25 protein-coding genes are annotated in these 25,641 nt (G+C 60.7%); 19 read left to right on the top strand and 6 right to left on the bottom strand.

Features of this window, described 5'->3' with window-relative positions; genetic code table 11:
- Window positions 1-51: 51 nt before the first annotated feature.
- The 3 genes from pgsA (at window position 52) to ACJJVH_RS04020 (ending at window position 1,457) form a co-directional block, all read left to right on the top strand.
- A complete protein-coding gene (gene pgsA / locus ACJJVH_RS04030; protein ID WP_112797165.1) occupies window positions 52-639 on the top strand; it encodes a CDP-diacylglycerol--glycerol-3-phosphate 3-phosphatidyltransferase in 588 nt (195 codons plus the stop codon).
- Window positions 636-890 carry a molybdopterin converting factor subunit 1 gene (moaD, locus tag ACJJVH_RS04025; protein WP_113391916.1) on the top strand — a complete coding sequence of 85 codons (255 nt, stop codon included), beginning with the start codon at window positions 636-638 and terminating at the stop codon, window positions 888-890. Before pgsA ends, moaD begins: the two co-directional genes overlap by 4 nt.
- Window positions 891-989: 99 nt before the next feature.
- Window positions 990-1,457 carry a molybdenum cofactor biosynthesis protein MoaE gene (locus ACJJVH_RS04020; protein WP_112797394.1) on the top strand — a complete coding sequence of 156 codons (468 nt, stop codon included), beginning with the start codon at window positions 990-992 and terminating at the stop codon, window positions 1,455-1,457.
- A gap of 15 nt (window positions 1,458-1,472) precedes the next feature.
- On the opposite strand, the gene ACJJVH_RS04015 is transcribed toward ACJJVH_RS04020, so the two are convergent.
- Entirely contained in the window at window positions 1,473-2,369 is an 897-nt protein-coding gene (locus ACJJVH_RS04015; RefSeq protein ID WP_112797162.1) for a branched-chain amino acid ABC transporter permease, read from the bottom strand.
- A gap of 67 nt (window positions 2,370-2,436) precedes the next feature.
- Here ACJJVH_RS04015 and ACJJVH_RS04010 point away from each other — a divergent pair, with 67 nt between their 5' ends.
- Both ACJJVH_RS04010 and ACJJVH_RS04005 read left to right on the top strand, forming a co-directional pair.
- On the top strand, window positions 2,437-2,985 hold the full coding sequence (locus ACJJVH_RS04010; RefSeq protein WP_113370239.1) for a CGNR zinc finger domain-containing protein: 549 nt from the start codon (window positions 2,437-2,439) through the stop codon (window positions 2,983-2,985).
- Window positions 2,982-3,491: a hypothetical protein gene (locus tag ACJJVH_RS04005; protein WP_113358099.1), complete on the top strand. Its 510-nt coding sequence runs from the start codon at window positions 2,982-2,984 to the stop codon at window positions 3,489-3,491. Before ACJJVH_RS04010 ends, ACJJVH_RS04005 begins: the two co-directional genes overlap by 4 nt.
- 301 nt (window positions 3,492-3,792) lie before the next feature.
- Here ACJJVH_RS04005 and ndk read toward each other — a convergent pair whose 3' ends face one another.
- Window positions 3,793-4,215 carry a nucleoside-diphosphate kinase gene (ndk, locus tag ACJJVH_RS04000; RefSeq protein WP_004122188.1) on the bottom strand — a complete coding sequence of 141 codons (423 nt, stop codon included), beginning with the start codon at window positions 4,213-4,215 and terminating at the stop codon, window positions 3,793-3,795.
- A 190-nt stretch (window positions 4,216-4,405) separates the two neighbouring features.
- On the opposite strand from ndk, the gene ACJJVH_RS03995 reads away from it, so the two are divergent.
- The 7 genes from ACJJVH_RS03995 to ACJJVH_RS03965 all read left to right on the top strand — a co-directional run bounded on the left by ACJJVH_RS03995 (window position 4,406) and on the right by ACJJVH_RS03965 (window position 12,430).
- Entirely contained in the window at window positions 4,406-4,915 is a 510-nt protein-coding gene (locus tag ACJJVH_RS03995) for a DinB family protein (protein WP_412064783.1), read from the top strand.
- A 146-nt stretch (window positions 4,916-5,061) separates the two neighbouring features.
- Window positions 5,062-5,562, top strand: coding sequence for a hypothetical protein (locus ACJJVH_RS03990; protein WP_113370242.1), 501 nt, complete (start codon window positions 5,062-5,064; stop codon window positions 5,560-5,562).
- Between the two features lie 49 nt (window positions 5,563-5,611).
- Window positions 5,612-7,501: an ABC-F family ATP-binding cassette domain-containing protein gene (locus ACJJVH_RS03985; RefSeq protein WP_113370425.1), complete on the top strand. Its 1,890-nt coding sequence runs from the start codon at window positions 5,612-5,614 to the stop codon at window positions 7,499-7,501.
- Window positions 7,502-7,607: 106 nt separating this feature from the next.
- A complete protein-coding gene (locus ACJJVH_RS03980) occupies window positions 7,608-8,498 on the top strand; it encodes a polysaccharide deacetylase family protein (protein WP_112797154.1) in 891 nt (296 codons plus the stop codon).
- A 116-nt stretch (window positions 8,499-8,614) separates the two neighbouring features.
- Window positions 8,615-10,669, top strand: a complete 2,055-nt coding sequence (locus ACJJVH_RS03975; RefSeq protein ID WP_112797152.1) for a prolyl oligopeptidase family serine peptidase — start codon at window positions 8,615-8,617, stop codon at window positions 10,667-10,669.
- Between the two features lie 143 nt (window positions 10,670-10,812).
- Window positions 10,813-11,919 (top strand): TRAP transporter substrate-binding protein, encoded by a 1,107-nt coding sequence (locus ACJJVH_RS03970; protein WP_112797151.1) that lies wholly within the window; start codon window positions 10,813-10,815, stop codon window positions 11,917-11,919.
- Between the two features lie 178 nt (window positions 11,920-12,097).
- Window positions 12,098-12,430, top strand: a complete 333-nt coding sequence (locus tag ACJJVH_RS03965) for a hypothetical protein (RefSeq protein ID WP_113358105.1) — start codon at window positions 12,098-12,100, stop codon at window positions 12,428-12,430.
- A 92-nt stretch (window positions 12,431-12,522) separates the two neighbouring features.
- On the opposite strand, the gene ACJJVH_RS03960 is transcribed toward ACJJVH_RS03965, so the two are convergent.
- Window positions 12,523-14,289 carry a TRAP transporter large permease gene (locus ACJJVH_RS03960; protein ID WP_113385164.1) on the bottom strand — a complete coding sequence of 589 codons (1,767 nt, stop codon included), beginning with the start codon at window positions 14,287-14,289 and terminating at the stop codon, window positions 12,523-12,525.
- Window positions 14,289-14,864 (bottom strand): TRAP transporter small permease subunit, encoded by a 576-nt coding sequence (locus tag ACJJVH_RS03955; protein ID WP_113385165.1) that lies wholly within the window; start codon window positions 14,862-14,864, stop codon window positions 14,289-14,291. Before ACJJVH_RS03955 ends, ACJJVH_RS03960 begins: the two co-directional genes overlap by 1 nt.
- 228 nt (window positions 14,865-15,092) lie before the next feature.
- Here ACJJVH_RS03955 and ACJJVH_RS03950 point away from each other — a divergent pair, with 228 nt between their 5' ends.
- Window positions 15,093-16,016, top strand: coding sequence for a Gfo/Idh/MocA family protein (locus ACJJVH_RS03950; protein ID WP_412064782.1), 924 nt, complete (start codon window positions 15,093-15,095; stop codon window positions 16,014-16,016).
- Between the two features lie 75 nt (window positions 16,017-16,091).
- Entirely contained in the window at window positions 16,092-16,637 is a 546-nt protein-coding gene (locus ACJJVH_RS03945) for a GrpB family protein (RefSeq protein WP_412064781.1), read from the top strand.
- A 128-nt stretch (window positions 16,638-16,765) separates the two neighbouring features.
- Here the strand turns inward: ACJJVH_RS03945 and ACJJVH_RS03940 are convergent, their stop codons facing one another.
- Window positions 16,766-17,215 carry a DNA polymerase III subunit chi gene (locus ACJJVH_RS03940; protein WP_112797145.1) on the bottom strand — a complete coding sequence of 150 codons (450 nt, stop codon included), beginning with the start codon at window positions 17,213-17,215 and terminating at the stop codon, window positions 16,766-16,768.
- Between the two features lie 32 nt (window positions 17,216-17,247).
- Window positions 17,248-18,744, bottom strand: a complete 1,497-nt coding sequence (locus ACJJVH_RS03935; protein WP_412064780.1) for a leucyl aminopeptidase — start codon at window positions 18,742-18,744, stop codon at window positions 17,248-17,250.
- 207 nt (window positions 18,745-18,951) lie between these two features.
- Here ACJJVH_RS03935 and ACJJVH_RS03930 point away from each other — a divergent pair, with 207 nt between their 5' ends.
- The 5 genes from ACJJVH_RS03930 to ACJJVH_RS03910 all read left to right on the top strand — a co-directional run bounded on the left by ACJJVH_RS03930 (window position 18,952) and on the right by ACJJVH_RS03910 (window position 25,640).
- Entirely contained in the window at window positions 18,952-19,734 is a 783-nt protein-coding gene (locus ACJJVH_RS03930; protein ID WP_412064779.1) for a phosphatase PAP2 family protein, read from the top strand.
- 102 nt (window positions 19,735-19,836) lie between these two features.
- On the top strand, window positions 19,837-21,015 hold the full coding sequence (locus tag ACJJVH_RS03925) for an LptF/LptG family permease (protein WP_112797143.1): 1,179 nt from the start codon (window positions 19,837-19,839) through the stop codon (window positions 21,013-21,015).
- Window positions 21,012-22,097, top strand: coding sequence for an LPS export ABC transporter permease LptG (gene lptG / locus ACJJVH_RS03920; protein WP_112797141.1), 1,086 nt, complete (start codon window positions 21,012-21,014; stop codon window positions 22,095-22,097). Before ACJJVH_RS03925 ends, lptG begins: the two co-directional genes overlap by 4 nt.
- Window positions 22,098-24,488 carry an LPS-assembly protein LptD gene (locus ACJJVH_RS03915; protein WP_112797139.1) on the top strand — a complete coding sequence of 797 codons (2,391 nt, stop codon included), beginning with the start codon at window positions 22,098-22,100 and terminating at the stop codon, window positions 24,486-24,488.
- Window positions 24,489-24,695: 207 nt separating this feature from the next.
- Window positions 24,696-25,640 (top strand): peptidylprolyl isomerase, encoded by a 945-nt coding sequence (locus ACJJVH_RS03910; protein WP_113385168.1) that lies wholly within the window; start codon window positions 24,696-24,698, stop codon window positions 25,638-25,640.
- Window position 25,641 lies beyond the last annotated feature (1 nt).

Raw genomic sequence — 25,641 nt, 5'->3', positions numbered from 1 at the left:
GAGGCATAACGGAACCCCTCAAGCCCGGCCGCAACAAACGAAACGATTTCCATGGCTTCGCGCGCTTACAGCATTCCCAATCTGCTCACCTACGGCCGCATCCTCTGCGTGCCGCTGATCGTTCTGTGCTTCTTCATCGAAGGCAAGCTGGAAGGTTCCGATTTTGCGCGATGGGTAGCGCTCTGGATCTTCGTCATCGCCTCGATCACCGATTTCCTCGACGGCTATCTCGCACGGATCTGGAACCAGACCTCGAATATCGGCCGCATGCTGGACCCAATCGCCGACAAGCTGCTGGTCGCCTCGATCCTGCTGCTGGTCGCGGCCGATGGCACGATCGCCGGCTGGTCGCTGTGGGCGGCGATCATCATCCTGTGCCGTGAAATTCTGGTTTCCGGCCTGCGCGAATATCTGGCGGCCCTGAAGGTAAGCGTCCCGGTGACGCGCATCGCGAAATGGAAGACGACAGCGCAGCTCGTCGCCATCGCTTTCCTGCTGGCTGGGCCGGCGGGCGACAAGGTGCTACCTTATACGACGGAGATGGGCATCGCCCTGCTCTGGATCGCGGCGCTGCTGACCATCTATACCGGCTACGACTATTTCCGGGCCGGCCTGAAGCATATCGTGGATGACGAATGACCAAGCTCGTCTATTTCGCCTGGGTGCGTGAGCGGATCGGTAAAGCGGAAGAGGAGATTGCTCTTCCCGCCGACGTCGTCACCGTTGGCGATCTCCTGAGTCATTTGAAGACCTTGGGTGAAGAATACGAGACGGCACTTCAATTCCCCGAGGCTATCCGCGTCGCCATCAACATGGAGCACGCCGATCACGACGAGTCCATCGCCGGCGCGCGGGAGATCGGGCTCTTCCCGCCGATGACCGGAGGGTGAGAAACGGTCGGGCAACGCCCCTTCGGCAGGCCCGTGATGCCGAAGCGAGAGGCCGGAAGGCGCCTCGAACCGTTTGACAGGGCGATCAAGGAAATTGCGATGATTTCACCATTCGTCAAAGTCCAGCATGAGGATTTCGATCTCCGGGCGGAGACCGATCGGCTGACGAGTGGGCGGCACGATATCGGCGCGGTCGTGACCTTTTCGGGACTATGCCGCGACGAAGGCGGCACGCTCGGCGCGCTCGAACTCGAACATTATCCCGGCATGGCCGAGGCGGAAATCACACGCATCGCCAGGCTCGCCATCGAGCGCTTCGGCCTTCTCGGCCTGACGGCCATCCATCGCTACGGCAAGATAGCGCCGGGCGAAAATATCGTGCTCGTCATCGCCGCGGCGTCCCATCGGCAAGCCGCCTTCGACGGGGCGAATTTCGTCATGGATTATCTGAAAACCTCCGCTCCCTTCTGGAAGAAGGAGCATGGCAGGGACGGCACCGAAGGCGGCTGGGTTTCGGCCAGAGATGCCGACGATGCGGCGCGCGCCAGATGGGCCGGCGACAAGTAGGCTGGCGAGCAAGCGTCAGGGCACGACCCTTTCGCGCCGGCTCAAGACCAGCAGCAGCACGAGCAGCGAGAAGATGACGAAATCGCGCCACAGGAACGGGCCGTAGGCCCCCCACATGGTTTCGGACAGGCCCAGCAGCGCCGCACCGCCCGCCGACTTCAGCGGATCGGAATAGCCGCCGACCGCCGAGATCATCAGCACCTTGAGCCCGAACATCAGCCCCGCCCCGAAATCCATCGTTCCATAGTAGGACGTGGCCAGCAGTCCGCAGATCGTCGCGACCAGTGCGGAGGCGACATAGGCCAGCAGAAAGACGCGGGTGGCGCTGGCGCCGCAAAGTTCGGCGGCAAGGGCGTCATCGGTCACGGCCCGCCAGATTCGTCCCCAACCGGTGCATTTAAGGACGTAGGCGCCGGCAAGGATGACAAGGATCATCAACGCCGTATTGAGCAACTGGATTTCGGTCAGCGTCACGCGGAAAGCGCCGCTATCCCAGAAAACGACCGCACCGTTCAGGAATGGCGGCAACCAGATGCTGCGCGTATTGGAGGCCAGCCGCGCGGTTTCCATCAGGATGATCATCATGCCGAGCGCGGCGACGATGATGGTATTCGGCGATTTTCGGGACAAGGGCAGCATGATCGCACGGCCGACGAGGAAGCTGGTGCCGAGCGTATAGCCGACCGCGACAACCGCGCCGAAGGCGAAGGCCGCCGGCAGGATCAGATACATCCTCGTATAGCCGACATCGGTGAAGAGCACGAGCATCTGGCCGGCAAAGGCGAAAAGCGCACCATAGGTGATATCGGCCCGCTTCATGACCCCGAACGCGATGGAATAGCCGAAAGCCAGCGTCGCGTAGAGTGCGGCGAGCGGAACGGCATTCGCCAATTGCTGCAGAAGATAGGCCATCCGCCCCTCCGAAGGAATACGCAAATAGTAACTGGCAAAATCAATTTTACCAGTTATAATTTTCACCATGAGTTTTTCCTGGACCCCACATCGCTTTTCCGGTGGCGCGCTGGCGCTCGATGTCGCCAACAGCGTGATCCTGCGCCATGACGAGGAACGGCGGACCGATCGTTTCGAGGCTCCGGGGCAGATGGACAGCTTCCCGAAGGCGGCTGCCAGCTTCTGCGCCGAGCGGGCCCTTTTCGGCGATATCCTGCCGGTGCAGCGGCAAAACCGGGCCGACTTCATCTCGTTGCGCGAGACGATCGATCGTTATTTCCGGGCGCGTGTTCTTGGCGAGGCCGCCGACGGGCTGCTTGCCGATCTTCTCGGCGTCTTGGCGAAAGTCCTGAAGCAAGCCGCAGCCGATGGGCTCGATGCCGCGACGGTGCATTCGACGCTGCGGCTCATCGCCATGCCCGATCCGGAACGGATGAAAATATGCCGCAACTGCGGCTGGCTGTTCATCGACCGCAGCAAGAACAAGAGCCGCGCCTGGTGCGACATGGCCGTCTGCGGCAACCGGGCCAAGGCCAGCCGGCACTACCGGCGCAAAAAGGAGGAGACTGCGCCATGACGAAGCGAACGATCGTGCTGACGGCAATAATCGCCGGCCTTGCGCTGGCCGGCTGCCAAAGGAAAGATGATGAAGGGCCGACGCAACTCACCGGTCGCCTCTTCGTGTTCAATTATCGCGTGGCGAGTGCAAGCTACATGATCACGCTCAAGAAGATCGCGCCGATCCCGGACGGCACGATGGCTGTTGCGGAATTCGAAAACCCCGCGGGCGGCGATCCGCTTGTCGTCCAACAGAAGATCTATTCCTTCTGGGACAAGATCACGCTGGAAAGCCCCGACCTGCGCTGCGTGCGCAAGGACCACCCCTATTCCGTCTCGATCAAGCTGGTGGATGCCAGCGACAAGACGCTCCAGACGATCAAAACCCAAGTCAAATCCGACCTCGACCAGACCGTACTGCCGACGAGGCCGCTGGTGGTCGGCCCCGCCTACACGGCCAACCCAGATATCTTCAAAAGTGACGGCAGCGCCGATTATGGGAAGGATACGGCCTGCCCGGCGTGAGAACAGCTGTGGGGTAGTCCACTCCCCGCTCGCGGCAGGGCAATTGCATAGGAGGCACATCATTGCCGCATCTCCTTCCCCCCTCGGGGAGAAGGTGGCCCGAAGGGTCGGATGAGGGGGATGACCGATTTGAATGGGGAAATGTCCGTGCTCTTGGCGGCCCCCTCATCCGCCTGTCGGCACCTTCTCCCCGAGGGGAGAAGGGGTATGCAGTGCATCCCGCATGAAAAAAGCCGGGATCGAAATCCCGGCTTTTATTGAGTCATTTCAAATCGTTCAGCGCTGAAGCTGAAAGGCCGATTCAGCCGACGATTTCAGTTTCGGAGAACCAGTAGGCGATTTCGACGGCAGCCGTTTCCGGAGCGTCCGAGCCGTGAACCGAGTTCTCGCCGATCGAAAGAGCGAAGGTCTTGCGGATCGTGCCTTCATCGGCGTTTGCCGGGTTGGTCGCGCCCATGATTTCGCGGTTCTTCAGAATGGCGTTTTCACCTTCCAGAACCTGAACGATGGTCGGGCCGGAGGTCATGCCTTCAACGAGTTCGCCGAAGAAGGGGCGTTCCTTGTGAACGGCGTAGAAGCCTTCGGCTTCGCGCTTGCTCATCCAGACGCGCTTGGAGGCGATGACGCGCAGGCCGTTGTCTTCAAAAACCTTGGTGATGGCGCCGGTCAGGTTGCGCTTCGTCGCGTCCGGCTTGATCATCGAGAAAGTACGTTCAATCGCCATGGGTTCATTCCTTGTAATCAGAGAAAAGTGGGCGGTGTTTACCTGCCTCAAAGCCCGAAAACAAGGGGGATCGCCCAATTTCACGCCGCCGTCACAGTCCGGACGGCCGATTCGCGATCTGTGGGGCGGCGGCGCGGCCTTTGGGGGATCATGCCGGCGGCACATCATCGCCATCAGGGAGGAAACGCTTATGCTCAGACACTTCAGAATGCTTGCCGACTACAACCGCTGGGCCAACGCACGGGTCTATGATGCCGCCGCGCAACTCAGCGATGGGGAGTTTCATGAAGATCGCAGCGCCTTCTTCGGCTCGCTGCACGGAACGCTGAACCATCTGCTGGTGACGGATCGGCTGTGGATGCACCGTTTCACCGGCAACGGCGACCCACCCGCGGCACTCGGCGTCGTCCTGCACGAAGATCTCGCAGGACTCCGGACGGCGCGAGAGGCCGAGGATCGGCGCATTGCGGACTGGATCGAAACACTCGATGAAACAGCCCTTGCCGGCGACATAACCTATACCTCGGTTCTCCGGCCGGGCGCCGTCACTCACCCTCTTCACCTGGCAGTCGCGCATATGTTCAATCACCACGCCCATCATCGCGGGCAGTGCCATACGATCCTGACATCCATGGGCAAGCCGTCACTCGTCCTGGATCTTTTGGATTTCCTGCGCAGCGCAGGGCGGAGGTGGATGTGAGCCGGCATGCTCCGGATTCGCCCAAGCGTTGAGCACATGCCTCATTTTGTTGCGTTGCGGGGTAGATCCGCCATTTTGTTCATGTTCCCTTAATGTCGCAGCCTGCAGACTGGCCAGGATATATCAGATCACGGTCATGAGCAGGCATGAAGAACTTGCACCAAGGCGTTTCGGCTTATTCCATCGATGAAGATGAAACGGAAACCGAGCTCGAGGTCATCGGTCGCTTCATGACGCGGCTGAAAGTCAAGAACCTGCCGCGCAATTACCAGCTCTTCCATGAAGCGCTCTATGGCGAAGACCGCTGTCTTGCCGAAGAGATCGAAGCGCTTGGACCCGTTCCCTCGCAGGGCAGGCTCGACGAGATCGGTCTCAAGCATCGTCTTGTCAGCCATTGCGGGCTCGTTGCGCGCAAATCGGAAGGCGATGCCGCCGAGATGCTGCGCGAAGTGGCGGATGAGCTTGCCAAAGGGCTGATGAAAAAGCAGCGTTTCGCCCGCGAGACGAAAGCGGCAGCCGATGCCGGTTCGGCTCTCGATAGCCTGAACGCCGCTCTCAGCAACCTCATGCTCTATGAGACCGAGCTGACCGAGCGGCTGCGCAACTGCGCCAACCTTCCCAAATCCTCGCAGAACGCAGGCGCCTGAGCGCCTTCTCGCTCTTGCCTTCGGCGTCGAGTTCGGCCAAAACCGCGCCATGATTTCGATTTCCGACCTTTCCGCCCGCATTGCCGGCCGTCTTCTCATCGACCATGCCAACGTGACGCTTCCGGCGGGCACGAAGGCAGGCCTCGTCGGCAAGAACGGCGCGGGCAAATCCACCCTGTTCAGGATCATCACCGGCGACCTCGCCGCCGAGAGCGGCTCCGTTTCGATCCCGCGCAATGCCCGTATCGGCCAGGTCGCGCAGGAGGCTCCGGGCACCGAGGAGCCGCTGATCGATATCGTGCTGGCGGCAGACAAGGAACGCTCCGCCCTGCTCAAGGAAGCGGAAACCGCCACCGATCCGCATCGCATCGCCGATATCCAGACCCGGCTTGCCGATATCGGCGCGCATTCCGCCGAAGCGCGCGCCGCCAGCATCCTGGCCGGCCTCGGTTTCGACCATGAGGCGCAGCAGCGCCCGGCCTCCTCCTTCTCCGGCGGATGGCGCATGCGCGTCGCCCTTGCCGCCGTATTGTTTTCCGAGCCGGATCTCCTGCTGCTCGACGAGCCGACGAACTATCTAGACCTCGAAGGCACGCTCTGGCTGGAGGATTACATCCGCCGCTATCCGCACACGGTCATCATCATCTCGCACGACCGCGATCTCCTGAACACGGCCGTCAATTCCATCGTGCATCTCGACCAGAAGAAGCTCACCTTCTATCGCGGCTCCTACGACCAATTCGAGCGGCAGAAGGCGGAAGCCGACGAACTTCAGATGAAGGCGAAGGCGAAGAACGATGCCGCACGCAAGCATCTGCAGAGCTTCATCGACCGCTTCAAGGCCAAGGCGTCGAAGGCGCGGCAGGCACAATCCCGCGTCAAGGCGCTGGAACGGATGGGCACCGTCGCCGCCGTCATCGAAGACCATGTCATGGGCTTCAGTTTTCCGGAGCCGGAGAAGCAGCCCGCCTCGCCCATCATCGCGATCAGCGGCGGCGCGGTCGGCTACGAGCCGGACAAACCGATCCTGAAGCGCCTGAACCTGCGTATCGATGCCGACGACCGCATCGCCCTGCTCGGCTCGAACGGCAACGGCAAATCGACCTTCGCGAAGTTCATTTCCGGCCGACTCGGCGCGGAGAGCGGTGACGTCAAGCTCGCGCCGAACCTGAAGATCGGCTTTTTCGCCCAGCATCAGCTGGACGATCTCATCCCCAACCAGACCGCCGTCGAGCATGTGCGCCGCCGCATGCCGGAAACGCCGGAGGCCAAGGTGCGTGCCCGCGTCGCGCAGATGGGTCTCGCGACGGAGAAGATGGACACGCAGGTCAAGGATCTCTCCGGCGGCGAGAAGGCTCGCCTGCTGATGGGCCTTGCCGCCTTCGACGCGCCGAACCTGCTGATCCTCGACGAACCGACGAACCATCTGGATATCGACAGCCGCAACGCGCTGATCCAGGCGCTGAACGACTATTCGGGCGCCGTCATCCTGATTTCGCACGACCGCCACCTGATCGAAGCCACCGTCGACCGGCTCTGGCTGGTGCGCGACGGCACGGTCTCAACCTTCGACGGCGATCTGGAGGAATACCGCAACCTCGTCGTCGCCAGTCCGAAATCCAGGGATGACAAGGCCAAGACGAATGGCGGCGACGATTCCGTTTCCAAGGCGGATCAACGCAAGCTCGCCGCCGACCGCCGCGCATCTCTCGCCCCGCTCAAGAAGAAGATCAACGAAATCGAATCCTTGACCGGCAAGCTTGAGAAACTGATTCAGGCGCTTGATGCGGAACTTGCGGACCCCGCCCTTTACGAAAAGGCGCCCGCCAAGGCCGCGGAAAAGGCAAAGCAGCGTGCGGATGCCGCCGACAAGCTCGCGGCCGCCGAAGAGCAATGGCTGGAACTGTCGTCGGAATATGAAAGCGGCATGGCTGGCTGAAATCCCAATGAGTTCTTAACGAATTCAGGGCCGATCCTAACCGATCATTAACCATAACTGCAGAAAATACGCTCAACTTTCATAGACATATTGTTGAGCGATTCTGATGAACTACCGTGTTTTGCTGGCTGGCCTTGCCGTGTCCCTGGCTCTGGGAGGATGCGCCACGAAGCCGGCGAATGAAGCATCGCTCAAGAGCAGCTATGCTGCCGAAGAGCCGCGTCACAAGCCGCTGAAGGCCAACGACCCCGTGGAGATGGAGCCGAAGAAATGGCTCGTCGCCGATCTCGAAACCCGGGAGCGGGAAGATGCCGACGGACCGCACAATCTCGCCGGCCGAACGCTTGAAGTGGCCTCGCTCAAGGATATCAGGCTCGCCGACAAGGAAGTGATCCTCACCTTCGACGATGGCCCCGCGCCCGGCAAGACGGATCGCATTCTCGCCACGCTCGACAGGTTCGGCGTCAAGGCCGCCTTCATGATGGTCGGCGAAATGGCGCAAGCCCATCCGGCGACGGCGCGCGAGGTGCTTGCGCATGGCGACGCGATCGGCAGCCACACGTTCCGCCATCCCGATCTCGACAAGATGACCTTCGACGCGGCGATGACCGAGATCGCCCGCGGCAAGGATGCCGTGACCAAGGCGATCGGTACGGACGTGCCCTTCTTCCGCTTCCCCTATCTGGCCGATTCCAAGCGCCTGCGCACGGCGATCGCCGCCCGCGACATGATCGTCATGGATGTCGATATCGACAGCAAGGACTACTTCACCTCGACGCCTGCCTCCGTGGTGGACCGCACCATGAAGCAGCTCCACCAGCGCGGCCGCGGCATCGTCCTGATGCACGACATCCACCAGCGCACGGTCCGGATGCTGCCCACTCTCCTCAGCCGCCTGGAGAAAGAGGGCTACAAGGTCGTGACGCTGAAATACAAGCGCGAGCCGGCGCCGGCGACCAATCTGGTTGCCCAGGCCGATACCAAGATGGTCCGTTAAGGCGATCGGTATCGAACGCAGGTCAGTGATAAGCCGCGGAAGCGAGGTTGCTTCGGCGGCTTTATTTTGATTTGGTTACACCCAAATCGTATCTTTAATCAGCTTTCCGGGTTTCCATGCATCTCCATCTTGAACGCGACGACGATCCCCTCACCCTGAAATTCGTCGCCGAGAAGGATGCCGAATCCGAACGATTGCTCATGACGCCTGAATTCGAGGCGGACCGCACCGCCATCAAGGACATGATCGAACGCGAGGACCGGCTGATCGCCACTACCCGGCGTGGGAACTGGCTGTTCGACTTCCGCCGCAGCGCCGATCATCCGCTCGGCCGGTGGTATCGGCTGCCGGCCGATCTCGCTCCGCTGCCCGATGCGCCATGGGAGCCGATCTTCGATCTCGACGCCTTTTGCGCCGCGGAGAACAGGCTGTGGCTCTGGCGCGGCGCCCTCACCTGTCCCTGGGAGCCGACGCGGGTGCTGCTCTGCCTTTCCGACGGCGGCTCGGATCCGATGCGGCTCGTCGAATTCGATTGCGAGGCGAAGAGCATTGTCGAGGGCGGGTTCGACACGCCGGCCGTGCGCTGTCATGCGACATGGCTAAGCCGCGACGAGATTGCCTATTTCGGCTCGATCGACCGCGAATCCTCGACGCGCTCCGGCTGGCCACGCGTCGGTCGCCGCCTGAAGCGCGGCCAGGCGCCTGCCGATGCGCCGGTTCTCTATGCCGCTGCCGACAGCGATATTTACGGCGCCTGTTCGATCTTCGATCCGGCGCTTGCCGGCCTTGCGAATGAAGGCACAGCCCGGCCGATCCGGATCTTCACCGCCGGTCACGAAATCGGCCGCGCCAGCCACTTCATCGAGGATCGGGACGGCTCGCTGCGCAGGATCGATCTGCCCGAGGATATCGATTTCAGGTTCAATCATTCCCATCTCGCGTGGCTTGCCAAGACCGATGAACGGATACCGGCCGGCAGTCTGGCCTTGCAGCCTTTGCCGCGCGAGCCCGGCGGCGGCGAGACGGCGCGTATCCTGTTCTCTCCCGCCGAACGGCAATCGATTTCGCAATTCCTGCTGATGCGCGAATGGTGCGTCTTCGTCGTCTCCGACAATATGCGGCCGCGTCTTTTCCTTCTCGATCTGACCACGCCGGATGCCGACATCCGGGAAATCGCCCTGCCGGCGGACGTTCAGACCGTGTCCGTCCAGCCGCTTTATTCGGACCTGCATCTCGGCGACGACACGCTGCAGATTTATGGCTCGGGCTTTCTGCAGCCTCCCTCCTGTTTCAGGCTTGAGCTTAGCAATCGCCGGGAAGCGCTTGAGCTCAGGCACGTCGCCAGTTCGCCCACCTATTTCGACAGCGAGGGCATGACGTCCCTTCTTCTGGAAGCGACGTCCGAGGACGGCACCAAAGTCCCCTATCATATCGCCCTGCCGAAAGACTGGACCAAGGGCGAACTGCCGGTGCTGATGTACGGTTACGGCGGCTTCGATGTTTCGCTCGGCCCGCATTATTCCGGCGTCATCGGCCGCTGGCTGGAGCAAGGCGGTGCCTATGTGATGGCCTATATTCGCGGCGGCGGTGAATTCGGTCCGAACTGGCACCGCGCCGCAAAGGGCCGCGGCCGCCACAGGGCTTTCGCGGATTTTGCGGCCGTCGCCCGCGACCTCGTGATCCGCGGCTATACGAAACCATCCCGCATCGCCGCCAACGGCGGCAGCAACGGCGGGCTGCTGACCGGCGTCATGGCAACGCGCTACCCGCAGGATTTCGGCGCGATCTGGTGCCAGGTGCCGGTGCTGGACATGACGCGCTTCCATGTCTTCCCGGCCGGAAAAGCCTGGATCGACGAGTACGGCGATCCGGAGGATCCGGCAGATCGCGCTTATCTGCTCGGTTATTCGCCGCTGCATAACGTCAAGCCGGCTTCCGAGGTGGCCTATCCGCCGATCTATATCGAAAGCTCAAGCAACGACGACCGGGTGCATCCCTCGCACGCCCGGCGGTTCGCGGCGCAGCTGACCGCACTCGGCCACCATCCGCTCTTCCACGAATTCGCTTCGGGCGGGCATGGCGGCGATGGCGCGTCGATGCAACTCGCGACGCGCACGGCACTCGGCTACAGCTTCCTGCGTGAGACGATCATGAAATCCGGAAGCTCCTGAGCCTGCTCTTCCGCGCTCCCGCAAAAATCATTGGTTGCACGATCTTCCGATACGCTTGAAACGCGCCGGGGGGCATGGTTAGCTGCGGCCGTGATCACGAAGAGCGGGCGAGCCCGCCCGCTCGTATCCGGGGGGAGAAACAGATGGATCGTCGTTCATTTCTGCGGAAGGCCGGCGTTACCGGCGCCGGCTCGGTTGCAGCTGCGGCCCTTGCGGCCCCGGCCATTGCGCAGAGCAATCCGAAGATCAACTGGCGCCTGACGTCGTCGTTTCCGAAATCGCTCGACACGATCTACGGCGGCGGCGAGGTGTTGTCGAAATACGTGTCGGAAGCCACTGACGGCAATTTCAACATTCAGGTGTTTGCGGCCGGCGAAATCGTGCCGGGCCTGCAGGCAGCCGACGCGACTTCGGCCGGCACCGTCGAGGCCTGCCATTCGGTCGCCTATTATTACTGGGGCAAGGATCCGGCCTGGGCGCTGGGAGCCGCCGTTCCCTTCGCGCTCAACGCCCGCGGCATGAACGCCTGGCAGTATCACGGCGGCGGCATCGATCTCTTCAACGAGTTCCTGGCGACGCAGGGGCTGATCGGCTTCCCGGCCGGCAATACCGGCGTGCAGATGGGTGGCTGGTTCCGCAAGGAAATCAAGACGGTCGCCGACCTCAAGGGTCTGAAGATGCGCATCGGCGGCTTTGCCGGCAAGGTGGTCGAACGCCTCGGTGTCGTGCCGCAGCAGATCGCCGGCGGCGACATCTATCCGGCGCTGGAGAAAGGCACGATCGATGCGGCCGAATGGGTCGGCCCCTATGACGACGAGAAGCTCGGCTTCTACAAGGTGGCGCCCTATTATTACTATCCCGGCTGGTGGGAAGGCGGCCCGACGGTGCATGTCATGTTCAACAAGGCGGCCTATGACGGCTTGCCCAAGGCCTACCAGTCCCTGCTGCGCACGGCCGCGCAGGCAACGGATGCCGACATGCTGCAGAAATACGACTATCTGAATCCGGCCGCCATCAAGCGCGTCGTCGCGGAGGGTGCGAAACTGCGGCCGTTCAGCACGGAAATCCTGAATGCCTGTTTCGAAAAGTCCAACGAGGTCTATGCGGAAATGGAAGCCGATAACCCGACCTTCAAGAAGATCTGGGAGTCGATCAAGGGCTTTCGCGGCCAGCATTACCTCTATGCGCAGGTGGCCGAATACAGTTACGACGTCTACATGATGACGCTGCAGCGCGCCGGGAAGATCTGAGTTGCTATAGCTTGAGACATAAGCTGTTCGGGCGGGATTTTGCAAAAATCCCGCCCGGAAGAGGCTCCAGCTTTCTTTTTAGTTTCGGGCACGAAAAAGCCTGTGGTTGATTGACATTCCATCTCCATTCTCGCCTGCGTTGTTGCTAGTTATTGCTGTCTCAACGCTGGGGAATATTATGAATAGAAAGCAATTTGCAGTAATCGCGTTATTGCCACTCGCCGCTTGCGCCAAACGTCCTGATGCCATCGTCCCGACTGAAATTCCGATGGCGGCCTATTCCAACCTCGATTGCACCGGCCTCACGCGGGAACTCAATGCAGAGCAGGGAAAACTTACAAGCCTATCCAAACAACAGAATAACGCGGCTAACGGCGATGCCTTCGGTGTCTTCCTGATTGGCGTACCGATGTCCAGCGTGACCGGCGGAGACAAAGAAGGCGTCATCTCCGTCACCAAAGGCAAGGTCTTGTCGATCCAGAATACAATGAAGGCAAAAGGCTGCAGATAATCGACAAAGCCGAAGCAGGTTGGACAGTTGCCTCAACGAAATCTTGGCACAGATGAATACCTTCTCCTCGAAGGGAGAAGGTATCTTTATCTCTAGTTAAAAGACGGCGGCTGGCTCAGATCGTTGGCGGGCGGATTTGACTGACCGCCACCCTGGTCGGCCGGTTTGCCGTCAAACGGACTGCCACCCGGCAGCTGCAGGCCCGGCAGGCCGGGGCTGTCGCCATTATTCTGACCCGGAGCACCGAAGCCCGGAACCTCGATCTTGATCGTGTTGGGGTCGACGCCCGTATCGGCTCCCTTGTAGTGCATGACCATCTGCGGGAACATGATCGTCAAGGCCACCATCAGGATCTGGATGCCGACGAAGGGCACCGAGCCCCAATAGATCTGTCCCGTCGTGACGGGCGCGATCTGCTTGCCCGTCACCTTGTCGAGATAGGGCACACGCGCTGCCACCGAGCGGAGGTAGAAGAGCGCGAAGCCGAAAGGCGGATGCATGAAGCTCGTCTGCATGTTGACGCCGAGAAGCACGCCGAACCAGATCAGGTCGATGCCGAGCTTGTCGGCAGCAGGCGCCAGCAGCGGCACGATGATGAAGGCGAGCTCGAAGAAATCGAGGAAGAAGGCCAGCACGAAGACGAGCAGGTTCACGGCGATCAGAAAACCAACCTCGCCGCCGGGCAGCGACACCAGCAGATGCTCGACCCAGACATGTCCGTTGACGCCGTAGAAGGTCAGCGAAAAGACGCGCGAGCCGATCAGGATGAACAGCACGAAGGCCGAAAGCCGCGTCGTGGACGTCAATGCCGCGCGGACGACCTCCATGCTCAGCCTGCCTTTGGCCGCAGCCATCGCCAGCGCGCCGACCGCCCCCATGGCGCCTCCTTCCGTCGGCGTCGCAATGCCGAGAAAGATCGTGCCGAGCACCAGGAAAATCAGCGCCAGCGGCGGGATGAGCACGATGATGACCTGCTGCGCCAGCCGGGACATCAGGTTGAATTTCAGCCCCTTGTCGAGCACGGCAGCGGCAAAGATGAAGGCGACGCCGACGGTGGCGCCGAGGATATCGGCATTCTCACCGTAAACCGGCGTCAGATAGACATGCGCCGCGTAAGCCACGCCCGCGCAGACCAGCAGCGCGATGAATAGGGAGGTGATGCCGGAACCAAGCGAGCGGGCCTCCTTCGGCAAGGCCGGCATGGAGCCCGGCCTGACAATGGTCATGATGAGCACGTAGAGCATGTAGATGCCCGTCAGCACCAGGCCGGGGATGAGCGCGCCGGCATACATGTCGCCGACCGAACGGCCGAGCTGGTCGGCCAGCACGATCAGCACCAGCGACGGCGGGATGATCTGCGCCAGCGTGCCGGAAGCGGCGATGACGCCGGAAGCGACCCGCCGGTCATAGCCGTAGCGCAGCATGATCGGCAATGAAATCAGCCCCATGGCGATAACCGAGGCCGCGACGACGCCGGTCGTCGCGGCCAGCAGAGCGCCCACGAAAATCACCGCATAGGCGAGACCGCCGCGAATCGGCCCGAAGAGCTGGCCGATCGTGTCGAGCAGGTCTTCCGCCATGCCGGACCGTTCCAGCACGATGCCCATGAAGGTGAAGAACGGGATCGCCAGCAGCGTGTCGTTGGACATGACGCCCCAGAACCGATCCGGGAGCGCGTTGAGAAGCGGCCAGGAGAGGTTGATGCTGCCGCCCGAATAGGGCGCCAATTCGACGCCAATCCAGAAGAACAGCAGCCCGTTGGCGGCGAGCGCGAAGGCGACGGGATAGCCCAGCAGCAGGAAAACGATCAGCGAGGCGAACATGATCGGTGCCATGTTCACGGCAATGAATTCGATCATCAACGCGCCTCCCCGGCCGGCGTCTCGACTTCGAGAGGCGCATGTGTCGGAACGTAGGGGGCCGGATCGTCCATATCGCCGCGCATGATGGCGATCTTCTTGATGATCTCGGAAATCCCCTGCAGCGCCAACAGGAAGAAGCCGGCCAGCAGCAACGCCTTGCCCGGCCAGATGATCAGGCCACCGGCGCTGGAAGAGACTTCTCCTGACACGAAGGAGCTGCGCACATAAGGCACGAGGTCATAGACCATCAGCAGCACGAAGGGCATGAGGAACAGGCAATGGCCGAGCAGATCGATCCAGTGCTGCACCCGGCGAGGCAGCGAGCCGTAAACGATGTCGATGCGGATATGCTCGTTCTGCCGGAGCGTATAGGCGGCGGCGAGCATGAAGGCTGCGCCGAAGAGATACCATTGCGCTTCCAGCCATGCATTGGACGAGGTATTGAAGACCTTGCGGACGACGGCGTTTCCGGCACTGACCAGGACAGCGACCAGAATGAGCCATGAGACCGATTTGCCGATAACCTCGGTCAAATAGTCGACGATTCGGCTGAAGCCGAGCAATGTTTTCATGATTTCCCCCCGCAGAGTTCTTTCCGAAGCTCTTTTTTACTGCGCGGAGCCAGAGTGCCGATTTCAAACGGCGAATCAAGAGCCGGCGCCGGTTTTCCAAGCGCGATGATGCCGGGTATCATGCCTGCACATTGGAACTAACGCCTGCATTCGCCATTTGCCGCCCTTGCCCGCATGCGGCATTCTGCTAAAGATCAGATCAATAATCATACTAATCGAGAGACACTCATGTCCCCCATCAACCTCGCTATTGTCGGCGTCGGCAAGATCGTCCGCGACCAGCACCTCCCGTCCATTGCCAACAATCCGGATTTCGAACTGATAGCCACGGCAAGCCGTCACGGCACCGTCGACGGCATTCCGGCGTTCACGAGCATCGAGACGATGCTCGATGCCGTGCCGGCAATCGATGCCGTTTCGCTCTGCATGCCGCCGCAATATCGCTACGAGGCCGCCTACAAGGCGCTTTCGGCCGGCAAGCACGTTTTCCTCGAGAAGCCGCCGGGCGCGACGCTCAGCGAGGTCGCCGACCTCGAAAATCTCGCTGCGGCCAAAGGCGTTTCGCTCTTCGCAAGCTGGCATTCGCGTTATGCGCCGGCTGTCGAGGCAGCAAAGACCTTGCTCGCCGGAACGAAGATCCAAAGCGTTCATGTGATCTGGAAGGAAGACGTCCGCCATTGGCATCCGAACCAGGAATGGATCTGGCAGGCCGGCGGGCTCGGCGTCTTCGATCCCGGCATCAACGCGCTGTCGATCGTGACCCATATCCTGCCGCCCCTCTTCCTGACCGGCGCAACGCTGGAGTTTCCTGAAAACCGGGATTCGCCGATCGCCGCCGACCTGCATTTCAAGAGCGGCGCGGGCCTTGCGGTCCACGCCGAATTCGACTGGCGCCAGACCGGCAAGCAGAGCTGGGATATCGTCGCCGAGACCGATGCAGGCCAGATGATTCTGGCCGATGGCGGTGCCAAGCTTTCCGTCGATGGCGAGCTGAAGTCCTCGGCACCCGAGGCCGAATATCCCTCGCTCTACCGCCGTTTCGCCGAGATCGTCAAAGCCGGCGCATCCGATGTCGACGTTTCGCCGTTGCGCCACGTCGCCGACGCCTTCATGCTCGGCAAGCGCAAATTCGTCGAAGCTTTTTACGATTGACGCGTCCTGGCCGATACAGACAACGCGCCCCGCAACATGCTAGCGTGGCGCATTGTCTTCATCGGGGAGTTGCCGATGGCATCGGAACGTGAACAATCATTCGGGCTCGGCGTCGGCAACAAGTCGGTCAAGCTCGCCGAGCCGAATCAGAGCTGGCACGACGCCTATTTGCTGGAAGAAGCCGCCATTCGCAACGCACTCGGCGACCTTGCCGTCGATGTCCAGCATTTCGGCAGCACCTCCATCCCCGAGATCAAGGCCAAGCCCATCATCGATATCGCCGTCGGCGTTCGGCGCTTCGAAGACGGCCTCGCCTGCATCGAGCCGATGGCATCCATCGGCTATGTCTACGCCGGCAGCAACATCGTACCGGACGATCACATCTTCGGGCACGATATCGAAGGAGACACCCGCACGCATCTGGTGCATGTGGTCGAGCATGGCGGCCCGACCTGGCGCAACTTCCTCACCTTCCGCGACCGGATGCGCAAGAGGCCGGACCTGGCGCATGCCTACGAGGCACTGAAAATCGAGCTGGCATCAAAATATGCCGACAATCGCGCCGCCTATACCGCAGCGAAGAAGGATTTCATCCAGAAGATCCTCGAAGAAAGCGACTGAGAAACCAGCCTTTCACGCAATCGCAAAGCCGGCCTATCCATCGATAACAAGACATAGCCGGATGGAAGATCGCTGCGCGCCCTTCAGGAATTGCTCGCCGCGAACCTTCCGAACAATTCCGGCGAGGCTCAGGCCTTTTTCTCCCAGCGGCCATCCTGCGTCTGTTGCCAGTAGGTAAGATTATGCCCCTCGCCTTTCAGGCGCTTCCATTGGGTGCGCGCACTTTCCAGCTGCTCCTGGTCATAGCCGTCGAACATCAGCACGACGCGCTGATAGCTGCCGACATCCGTTGCTTCGGCGCCATCGATAAAGAAACGCACCGTCGCATTGTTCGCGTTGTCGGGCGAGACCGTCAGCAGCACGGGTTGCCGATCCGCCATCTCGCCTTCGTCCGTGCCGTGCGGCAGGAAGCTATCCTCGCGATAGGTCCACAGATGGGCATCGAGGAGATCCCGCCGCGCCGGCTCGCGCATCTGCACCGCAACCTGCCAGCCGCGCTCGACGCTCTTGTCGATCAGCGGCGGCAGGGCGTCTTCGAGCTTCGATTCCGTCAGGTGATAGAAGAGAACGTCGGTCATGCGGCCTCTTCTATCTCACAAAATCCGGCTGGTCACGATTCGTAGCCGGCGCGGACGAGTTCATCGAGCAGCCGCACGCCGAAGCCGGACCCCCACGACTGGTTGATCTCGTCCTGAACCGAGCCCATGGCGGTGCCGGCGATATCGAGATGCGCCCAAGGGGTCTCGCCGACGAAGCGCTTCAGGAACTGCGCTGCCGTGATCGAGCCGGCATGGCGGCCGCCGGTATTCTTCATGTCGGCGAACTTGCTGTCGATCATCTTGTCGTATTCCTTGCCGAGCGGCATCCGCCACAGGCGCTCGGCCGTCACGAGACCAGCTGCGGTCAGCTCGCCGGCCAGTTTGTCGTCGTTGCTGAACAGGCCGGCCTGCAGATTGCCGAGCGCGACGAGGATGGCGCCGGTCAGGGTCGCCAGATTGATCATGAACTGCGGCTTGAAACGATCGTTCGTGTACCAGAGGGCATCGCAGAGAACGAGCCGGCCCTCGGCATCCGTATTGATGATCTCGATCGTCTGGCCGGACATGGAGGTGACGATATCGCCCGGGCGCTGGGCATTGCCGTCAGGCATGTTCTCGACCAGGCCGATGACCCCGATGGCATTGACCTTGGCTTCGCGGGCGGCGAGCGTATACATCAGGCCGGTGACTGCAGCCGCGCCGCCCATATCGCCCTTCATCTCTTCCATGCCAGCGGCCGGCTTGATGGAAATGCCGCCGGTATCGAACACGACACCCTTGCCGACGAAAGCCACTGGCCTGTCCTTCGCCTTGCCGCCCTTCCACTGCATGACCACCAGACGCGGCGGCCGGGCCGACCCTTGGGCGACGCCGAGCAGAGCGGCCATGCCGAACCGGCGCATTTCGCGCTCCGTCAGAATCTCGACCTCGACGCCGAGCTTTTCGAGCTCCTTGGCCTTGGCTGCAAATTCGACGGGACCGAGAACGTTCGGTGGTTCGTTGACGAGATTGCGGGCGAGGATCACGCCGCCCGCCACTGCTTCCGAGGTTGCGTAAAGCTTCTTGGCGGCCGTCGCCTCCTGGGTGACGATCGTGACCTTCACTGCTTTGCGCGAGCCGCTTTTCTCATCGTCGTCGGTTTTCTTCGTCTTGTAGGTATCGAAGCTATAGGCGCGCAGAAGCATGCCCAGGGCAAAATCGGCGGCCTCCTTGGCTCCGACCTCGACGTTCGGCGCATCGAGAAAGATCGCGACCTTCTCGACGTTGCGGATTTTTGCCGCCGCGCTGCCACCGAGCTTCAGCCAGTCGTGCGCGGCCAGCGCCTTCACCTTGCCAACGCCGATCACGACGATCCGGTCGGCAGGCGAGGATTCGGGGGCGATGATATCCACGCTGGTCAGCGCCTTGCTCTTGAAGCCGGCAACGGAGGAAGCCTTGGCGAAGATATTGGCCGGATCGGCGCTCTCCGCCCCCGCCGGCAGCTCGCTGTCCGTGCTTTTCAGGAGAATGGCCAGGCCGCCGTTAAGGCGAGCTGACTTGGCGAAGGAGATCTCGAATTTCGCAGACATTTCCGCTCCAATATTCATGCGTCGTAATCAGGAGAATTTCTACGAAACCATCATTCAAGGTTTGACTAGGGAATACAAGCGTTTGGCACGGCAATCTCCGCGGAGCGCGGTCCCTGGGCTTCAAATCCCTGTCATTTTGCACGGCTAGGCTCCGTCCCATGATGATTTGCCGCCTCGGGCGGTCCGATCTTTTTGTGGAATGCTGCCTTGATTATCGACTTTGCCAGCCTCGATCGCGAGGACCGCTTTCCGGAAATCCTCCGGCCTCGCACGGCCGGCGATGCCTTCATCGGCCTCTTCTGCGCGTGGTGGGGCCTGCTCGGCCTGTTTTCGCTCTTCCCCCAGATCGACCTTGCCGTCGCAAACATGTTTTTTCTGCCGCAACGATGTCTTGCGAGCGTCAGGCCCGATCAGATCTGCGGTATTTTTCCCTATAATGACGATCCCCATATGCGTCTCCTGAGGGAAATGTTCTTCCAGCTTCCCTACGTGGCCGCCGCCCTCCTCTGCTGGATGCTGTTCCGATGCTGGCAACATCATGGCGCTACCTTCAACCGGCTTCGGGCACGCAATCTCAAGATCGCGCTCGGCGCATTGCTGATCGGGCCGGTGCTGATCGTCAATCTCTGGCTGAAAGCCCTCTCCGGCCGTCCGCGTCCGAGGCAAACCGATCTCTTCGGCGGCACGCTCGATTTCGTCCATGCCGGGTCTTTTGCCGGCAAATGCGCCAGCAACTGCTCATTCATCTCGGGCGAAGCCGCCGCGGCGGGCTGGCTGTTCTGCCTGATCTTCATCATCCCGCAGCCGTATCGATCCGCTGCGGCCATGCCGATCGCCACAGTCTCCATATTGATTCCGTCGCTCCGGGTGGCCTTTGGCGGGCACTACCTGTCGGACGCCGTCCTCGGCTGGCTGTCATCGCTTGTCATATTCGCCGCCCTGCTGGCATTATCCCAAACGACACACGACAGAAGAATCTCGGAAAGTTAACGATTTTTTTTCGAGTTGGTTGTCGCCAAAAAAACGTAAACAGCGTAGATGAGGGTGAATCTCTGTCGGCTCGCCCGGCAGCTGTTGCGTTTAAGGGCCGGCATGAAGTTATTCGAGACATATATCGTACGGCGTGTCGGTATGATGTTCCTGGTAGCGCTGCTGCCGGTGCTCGCCATTATCTGGACCACCCAGGTTCTGCAGCGCATCAACCTCGTGACGGATAGCGGCCAGTCGATGGGATCGTTCGCGAAGCTCGCGACGCTGATTCTGCCGACGATCATTCCGATCGTTCTTCCCTTTGCGTTGGTCATCGGCATCACGCAGACGCTGACGGCAATGAACAGCGACTCGGAGCTGACCGTCATGGAGGCGGCAGGCGCCAAGCGGGGCATCATCATCCGCCCGATCATGATTCTTGCGATCGCGATCAGCCTGTTCTCCTTTTTCGTGGATAACGTGGTCGAGCCCAGGGCCCGCGTCGCCGCCCGTCAGATGGTGGCGGAAGCCTATGCCGACCTGCTTTCGACCGTGATCGAGGAGAAGAATTTCCGGCGCATCGAAGACGGGCTCTATGTCCAGATCTCGCAGCGCCTGTCGGGCCGCATCCTCAAGGGACTGTTCGTGGTGGATTCCCGCGATCCCGCTTTCGATCTCATCTATTATGCGAAGGAAGGTGCAGTCGATCCGAGCGGCACGTCCCTGCTGATGAAAGACGGCGAGGTGCATCGCAAGACGGCCGACGGCAACGTCTCCGTCATCAAATTCGATTCCTATGCCTTCGACCTTTCCGACATGACGCAGAGCCGGGGACAGGCGACGCTGCGCGCCAGCGACCGCGATCTCGGCTTCCTGCTCAATCCGGATCCGAACGACCCGGACTACAAGGCGAAACCTGGAAATTATCGGGCGGAGCTGCACCGGCGTCTCAACGAATGGGCTCTCCCGGCCATATTCGCGCTGATCTCCCTGGTGATCGCCGGCGACGCGCGCTCGCATCGCGAGGCGCGGCTGCATCCGATGGTATCGGCGCTGACGATAGCCTTCGCGCTGCGCTGGGCCGATTTCTATGCCGCCAACCAGATCGACAACGCACCCAACTTCATCGGCATTCTCTATGGCATCAACATCATCTCGGCGCTTGTCGCCATCGGGCTACTGATGCGTAACCGCAAGATGACGATGCCGGTATCGATCCGAAACCGTCTCAGCAGTTGGCGACAAAGGATCCAGGATCGCATTCCGGCTGCACCGGACGGCTCGAACGGGAGCGGTGCATGATCTTCGGCACGCTCGGGCGTTATTTCTTCACGCGTTATATCGTGACGACGTTCTGGTTCTTCCTGGGCGTCATCTCGATCGTCTATCTGGTCGATTTCAGCGAAACCGCCGGCCGGCTCGCGGGGTTGCCTGGCTATAGCGTTTCTCTCGGTCTGGTGATGACGGCGGTCAGACTGCCGTTCATCCTGCAACAGACCGTGCCGTTCATCGCGCTTTTCGTCGGCATGACGGTCTTGATCGCCCTCAACCGGCGGCGCGAGCTGGTGATTGCGCGTGCGGCCGGCATCTCCGTCTGGCAATTCATGACGCCATTCATAATAGGCGCCTTCTGCGTGGGACTGCTGACCATGCTCGCCCTCAATCCGGTGGCCGCATGGGGGCAACGCCAGGCGGAAACGATGGAAGCGGACCTGCGCGGCGACCCCTCCTATCATAACAAGCTTTCCATTCCGTGGCTGCGTCAGTCGAGCGGAAAGGACGACACCATCATCGGCGCCAAGGCCATTCTGGACAATGGAACGACGCTGATGGGCGTTGTCTTTATCCACTTCGATTCACAGGGAAATATCGTCCTCCGGCAGGACGCGCAGTCGGCAAAATTGGAAGATGGTTACTGGCTTCTTAACAATGTCGTCGAGCGGCGGCCGGGCGAAATACCGGATCATAAGAGTTCGGTACAGGTTCGTACGAATCTGAAACAGGACTTCGTCTCCGAGCGCCTGGCTCAACCAGAAACCATTGCTTTTTATGATCTTTCTAATCGAATAAAGGTCGCGCGCTCCTTCGGCATATCGACCAACGCTCTCGAGACGCAGCTTCATTCACTGTTGTCACAGCCATTCCTGCTTGTGGCAATGACGTTGATTGCGGCAACCGTGTCGTTAAAATTCAGTAGATTCAATCAATCGCGCTCTGTGATTCTGGGTGGAATCCTCTCTGGCTTCGTGCTTTATGTTGTCTCCGTGCTGGTAAAGGCATTCGGGAGCAGCGGAGTGGTTCCTCCCTTCGTGGCGACATGGATACCCGTGATCGTCGCATTGGCATTCGGAGCAACGATCCTGCTTCATCAGGAGGACGGCTAAGTGGCGGCAGGCAACCGCAAGAGTATCAGAAAGATTGTGGCTGCCCTCGTTACGGGCACGGCCGCATGTGCGTATATTATGAGTCCGGCCGTAGCTTACGCCCAGGCCAGCAATAGCAATGGCGGCGCCGGCGCGGTGGCTTCTCCTGTGAAGGTGAAGGTGCCCGACGGCTCAAAGCTGGTCCTTTCGTCCAACGAACTGGTCTACAACAAGGATACGCAGATCGTCACCGCAAGCGGTGCGGTCCAGATCAACTATGGCGGCTACAAGATGGTCGCCCAGAAGGTTGAATATAATCAGAAATCCGGGCGGATGACGGCCATCGGCAATGTCGAGCTGATCAGCCCGGACGGCAATCGCATGTATGGTGACAAAATGGATGTCACCGACAGCTTCTCCGACGGCTTCGTGAACGCGCTGCGCATCGAAATGCCCGACAATACGCGTCTCGCCGCCGAAAAGGGCGAACGCGTGGGCGGCACGCAGATGATTCTGACGAAGGGCGTCTACACCGCCTGCATGGCCTGTTCCGAGGCAGGCCGCGCGCCGCTGTGGCAAGTCAAGGCCCAGCGTGTCGTGCAAAACGGCGTGACCCACACGGTCCGCCTTGAGCATGCCCGTTTCGAGCTGTTCGGCCAGCCGATTGCCTATGTCCCGTGGATCGAGGTTCCGGACAATACCGTCAAGCGCAAATCCGGCTTCCTGTTTCCGTCGGTAACGGTCTCGCAGCGTCTCGGCGTCGGTGTAAGGGTTCCTTACTACTACGTCATATCGCCGAGCATGGATGCGACGGTCACGGCAACCGGCTTCACCAATCAGGGCCTGTTGCTGGAGGGTGAATTCCGCCAGCGTTTCGAGAACGGCACGCATATTCTGCGCGTTGCCGGCATCAGCCAGATGAATCCGGACTCCTTCACGGCCGGTACAACCGATGCCGAGCATAAAACGCGCGGAATGATCAGCTCCAAGGCGGATTTCAAGATCAATCCTCGCTGGACTTTCGGCTGGGATGTCATGGCGCAGAGCGACAACAACTTCTCGCGCACCTATGGCCTGGAGGGGCTCAACCAGAGCACTCATACGAACCAAGCCTATTTGACCGGTATCGGAAAGCGCAATTTCTTCGATATGCGCGCCTTCTACTATAACGTGCAGGACACGGACGACAACGCCACAGCGCAGAAGCAGCAGGCGTATGTTTATCCGAGCATCGACTATCACTATGTCGATCCGAAGTCGGTTTATGGCGGCGAACTGTCGGCGACGATGAATTTCACGCACCTGTCGCGTGACAAGGCGTCGGTGCTCGACAACGCCGTCAATCTCGGCGACTCCAGCCTGAACGATCGCTTCCTGGGCCTTTCGGGAAGCTATACGCGCCTCAGCACCGAATTGCAGTGGCAGCGTACCTTCACCACGGATGAGGGCCTGGTGCTGACGCCGCTGGCCGCCGCGCGCGGCGATGTCTATGGCCTGGATATGGATTCGCCCAATTCCCTGGGCTCGTCCTTCAGCTATCCCGGCAACTATGACAGCAGCGATTACGCGACCCGGGGCATGGTCACAGCGGGTCTCGAAGCCAAGTACCCGTTCCTGATCACCACGGACAACAGCACCCACGTCTTCGAGCCCATTGCGCAGATCTATGTGCGTCCGGATGAGCAGCTTGCGGGCCGGTTGCCGAACGAGGATGCCCAGAGCTTCGTTTTCGACGCCACCAATCTGTTCGACCGTGACAAGTTCTCGGGCTTCGACCGCATCGAAGGCGGCACGAGGGCCAATCTGGGCTGGCGTTATACCGCCAGCTTCGATAGCGGCTACAAGTTGCAGCATATTTTCGGCCAGTCCTATCAGCTTGCCGGCCGCAACTCGTTTGCAACCGACGATCTGGCGGCGGCCGGTGCGGAATCCGGGCTTGAAACGAGCCGTTCCGACTATGTCACCATGTTCGGCCTGACGACGCCGCAGGGCATATCGCTCTCGACATCCTATCGCTTCGACGAGAAGGATTTTGCCTTCCGCCGCGGCGATACATCGGTCGGCTTCTCCAACGATGTATTCCAGACGTCCTTGATCTACACGCATATTGCCGCGCAGCCGCAATACGGCTTCACCAGCAACCAGGATGAAATCCAGTCGCGCGCCCAGATCAAGTTCAAGGAATACTGGTCGGTCTTCGGCACGGTCAGCTACGATCTGAACAGCAACGAGATCACCCGTCAGGGCGTGGGTCTCTCCTATGAGGACGAATGCACGATCTTCAGCATATCGTTCCTGGACAAGAAGGATACGACCGCCAGTTCGGCGAGCGACTGGTCGATCGGCGCTCGCCTGACGTTCCGTACGCTCGGCGACGTCAACCTCGGCAGCGTGCAGGACGCAACGTTCTGATACCAATCAGAATTGCAAGGGGCCGGCTTTATGCCGGCTCTTTTGCGTCGAAACGGCGGAGAATTCCTAGTGTCATTGTTTCGCCGCAAGGATTTTGCAATTCATCGCGCTTGATGTAGACATGTGGCACAAATTTGCCGTAATGCGCCGATGGCGTGCCGATATGGCACGACGCCGGCAGAAAAGACCTTCGGGAAGGGGTAGTTGATGTTTTCTGGAAAGACACCGATGCGCGCTCTGCTGTTCGGAGCAGCAGCCCTGGTTATGGCAAGCTTTGCCGTGCCGAGCAGCGATGTTGCTTTCGCCGCCAGCGAGGTAAAGGTCATCGTCAACAGTCAGGTGATTACCTCCGGCGACATTGCCAAGCGGGTTGCCTTCCTCAAGTTGCAGCGCCAGAAGGGCGATCTCAACAAGCTCGCCAAGGAACAGCTTGTCGACGAGACGCTGAAGCGGGCCGAGATTTCCCGCGTGCGCATGTCCGTTTCGACGACGGATGTCGATGCCGCCTTCGGCCGTTTTGCATCCAGCAACAAGATGACAACGGCGCAGCTCAGCCAGATCCTTGAAAAGGCCGGTGTCGGCGTCGAGCACTTCAAGTCCTATATCGCCGTTTCCATGAGCTGGCCGCGTGTCGTCAACGCGCGCTTCGGCGCGAGAAGCCGCATGTCGAACGACGATCTCGTGACGCGCATGACGGAAAACAAGACCAAGCCGGTCACGACGGAATACTTCCTGAAGCAGATCATCTTCGTCGTTCCAGCCGCAAAGCGGAACGCCATTCTGAACGCACGCAAGGCCGAAGCCCAAGCGTCGCGCGCCAAATTCCCCGGCTGCGATCAGGCGAAGGTTTTTGCGGCGACGATGCGTGACGTCTCTGTCCAGGATCTGGGCCGGGTACTTGCCCCGGAAGTTCCGGAGATGTGGAAACCGCTGCTGGAGAAGGCCTCCGGCAACACGACCACCCCGATCGTCACCGACCGCGGCGTCGAATATGTTGCCATCTGCTCGCAGCGCCAGGTGAACGATGACGTTGCCGCGGCAGCCGTGTTCCGTGCCGAGGATCTCGGCAAGAACAACCCTCAGGGTGTCAGCGCCAACGACAAGAAATACATGGACGAGTTGCGCTCCAAGGCGCAGATCGTCTATCGCTGAT

It is taken from the genome of Rhizobium sp. SYY.PMSO (assembly GCF_046840415.1).
Taxonomy (GTDB): domain Bacteria; phylum Pseudomonadota; class Alphaproteobacteria; order Rhizobiales; family Rhizobiaceae; genus Rhizobium.
The sequence above is the reverse complement of the archived record's forward strand: the minus strand, read 5'-3'. Positions and strand labels throughout refer to the sequence as shown.

Coding starts and splice junctions, on each gene's coding strand:
- ACJJVH_RS04020 (WP_112797394.1), top strand. CDS start 990: ATGATTTCACCATTCGTCAAAGTCCAGCATGAGGATTTCGATCTCCGG.
- ACJJVH_RS04010 (WP_113370239.1), top strand. CDS start 2,437: ATGAGTTTTTCCTGGACCCCACATCGCTTTTCCGGTGGCGCGCTGGCG.
- pgsA (WP_112797165.1), top strand. CDS start 52: ATGGCTTCGCGCGCTTACAGCATTCCCAATCTGCTCACCTACGGCCGC.
- moaD (WP_113391916.1), top strand. CDS start 636: ATGACCAAGCTCGTCTATTTCGCCTGGGTGCGTGAGCGGATCGGTAAA.
- ACJJVH_RS03935 (WP_412064780.1), bottom strand. CDS start 18,744: ATGTCTGCGAAATTCGAGATCTCCTTCGCCAAGTCAGCTCGCCTTAAC.
- ACJJVH_RS04015 (WP_112797162.1), bottom strand. CDS start 2,369: ATGGCCTATCTTCTGCAGCAATTGGCGAATGCCGTTCCGCTCGCCGCA.
- ACJJVH_RS03985 (WP_113370425.1), top strand. CDS start 5,612: ATGATTTCGATTTCCGACCTTTCCGCCCGCATTGCCGGCCGTCTTCTC.
- ACJJVH_RS03960 (WP_113385164.1), bottom strand. CDS start 14,289: ATGATCGAATTCATTGCCGTGAACATGGCACCGATCATGTTCGCCTCG.
- ACJJVH_RS03990 (WP_113370242.1), top strand. CDS start 5,062: ATGAAGAACTTGCACCAAGGCGTTTCGGCTTATTCCATCGATGAAGAT.
- ACJJVH_RS03910 (WP_113385168.1), top strand. CDS start 24,696: ATGTTTTCTGGAAAGACACCGATGCGCGCTCTGCTGTTCGGAGCAGCA.
- ACJJVH_RS03950 (WP_412064782.1), top strand. CDS start 15,093: ATGTCCCCCATCAACCTCGCTATTGTCGGCGTCGGCAAGATCGTCCGC.
- ACJJVH_RS03980 (WP_112797154.1), top strand. CDS start 7,608: ATGAACTACCGTGTTTTGCTGGCTGGCCTTGCCGTGTCCCTGGCTCTG.
- ACJJVH_RS04005 (WP_113358099.1), top strand. CDS start 2,982: ATGACGAAGCGAACGATCGTGCTGACGGCAATAATCGCCGGCCTTGCG.
- ACJJVH_RS03925 (WP_112797143.1), top strand. CDS start 19,837: ATGAAGTTATTCGAGACATATATCGTACGGCGTGTCGGTATGATGTTC.
- ndk (WP_004122188.1), bottom strand. CDS start 4,215: ATGGCGATTGAACGTACTTTCTCGATGATCAAGCCGGACGCGACGAAG.
- ACJJVH_RS03965 (WP_113358105.1), top strand. CDS start 12,098: ATGAATAGAAAGCAATTTGCAGTAATCGCGTTATTGCCACTCGCCGCT.
- ACJJVH_RS03995 (WP_412064783.1), top strand. CDS start 4,406: ATGCTCAGACACTTCAGAATGCTTGCCGACTACAACCGCTGGGCCAAC.
- ACJJVH_RS03970 (WP_112797151.1), top strand. CDS start 10,813: ATGGATCGTCGTTCATTTCTGCGGAAGGCCGGCGTTACCGGCGCCGGC.
- ACJJVH_RS03945 (WP_412064781.1), top strand. CDS start 16,092: ATGGCATCGGAACGTGAACAATCATTCGGGCTCGGCGTCGGCAACAAG.
- ACJJVH_RS03955 (WP_113385165.1), bottom strand. CDS start 14,864: ATGAAAACATTGCTCGGCTTCAGCCGAATCGTCGACTATTTGACCGAG.
- ACJJVH_RS03940 (WP_112797145.1), bottom strand. CDS start 17,215: ATGACCGACGTTCTCTTCTATCACCTGACGGAATCGAAGCTCGAAGAC.
- ACJJVH_RS03975 (WP_112797152.1), top strand. CDS start 8,615: ATGCATCTCCATCTTGAACGCGACGACGATCCCCTCACCCTGAAATTC.
- lptG (WP_112797141.1), top strand. CDS start 21,012: ATGATCTTCGGCACGCTCGGGCGTTATTTCTTCACGCGTTATATCGTG.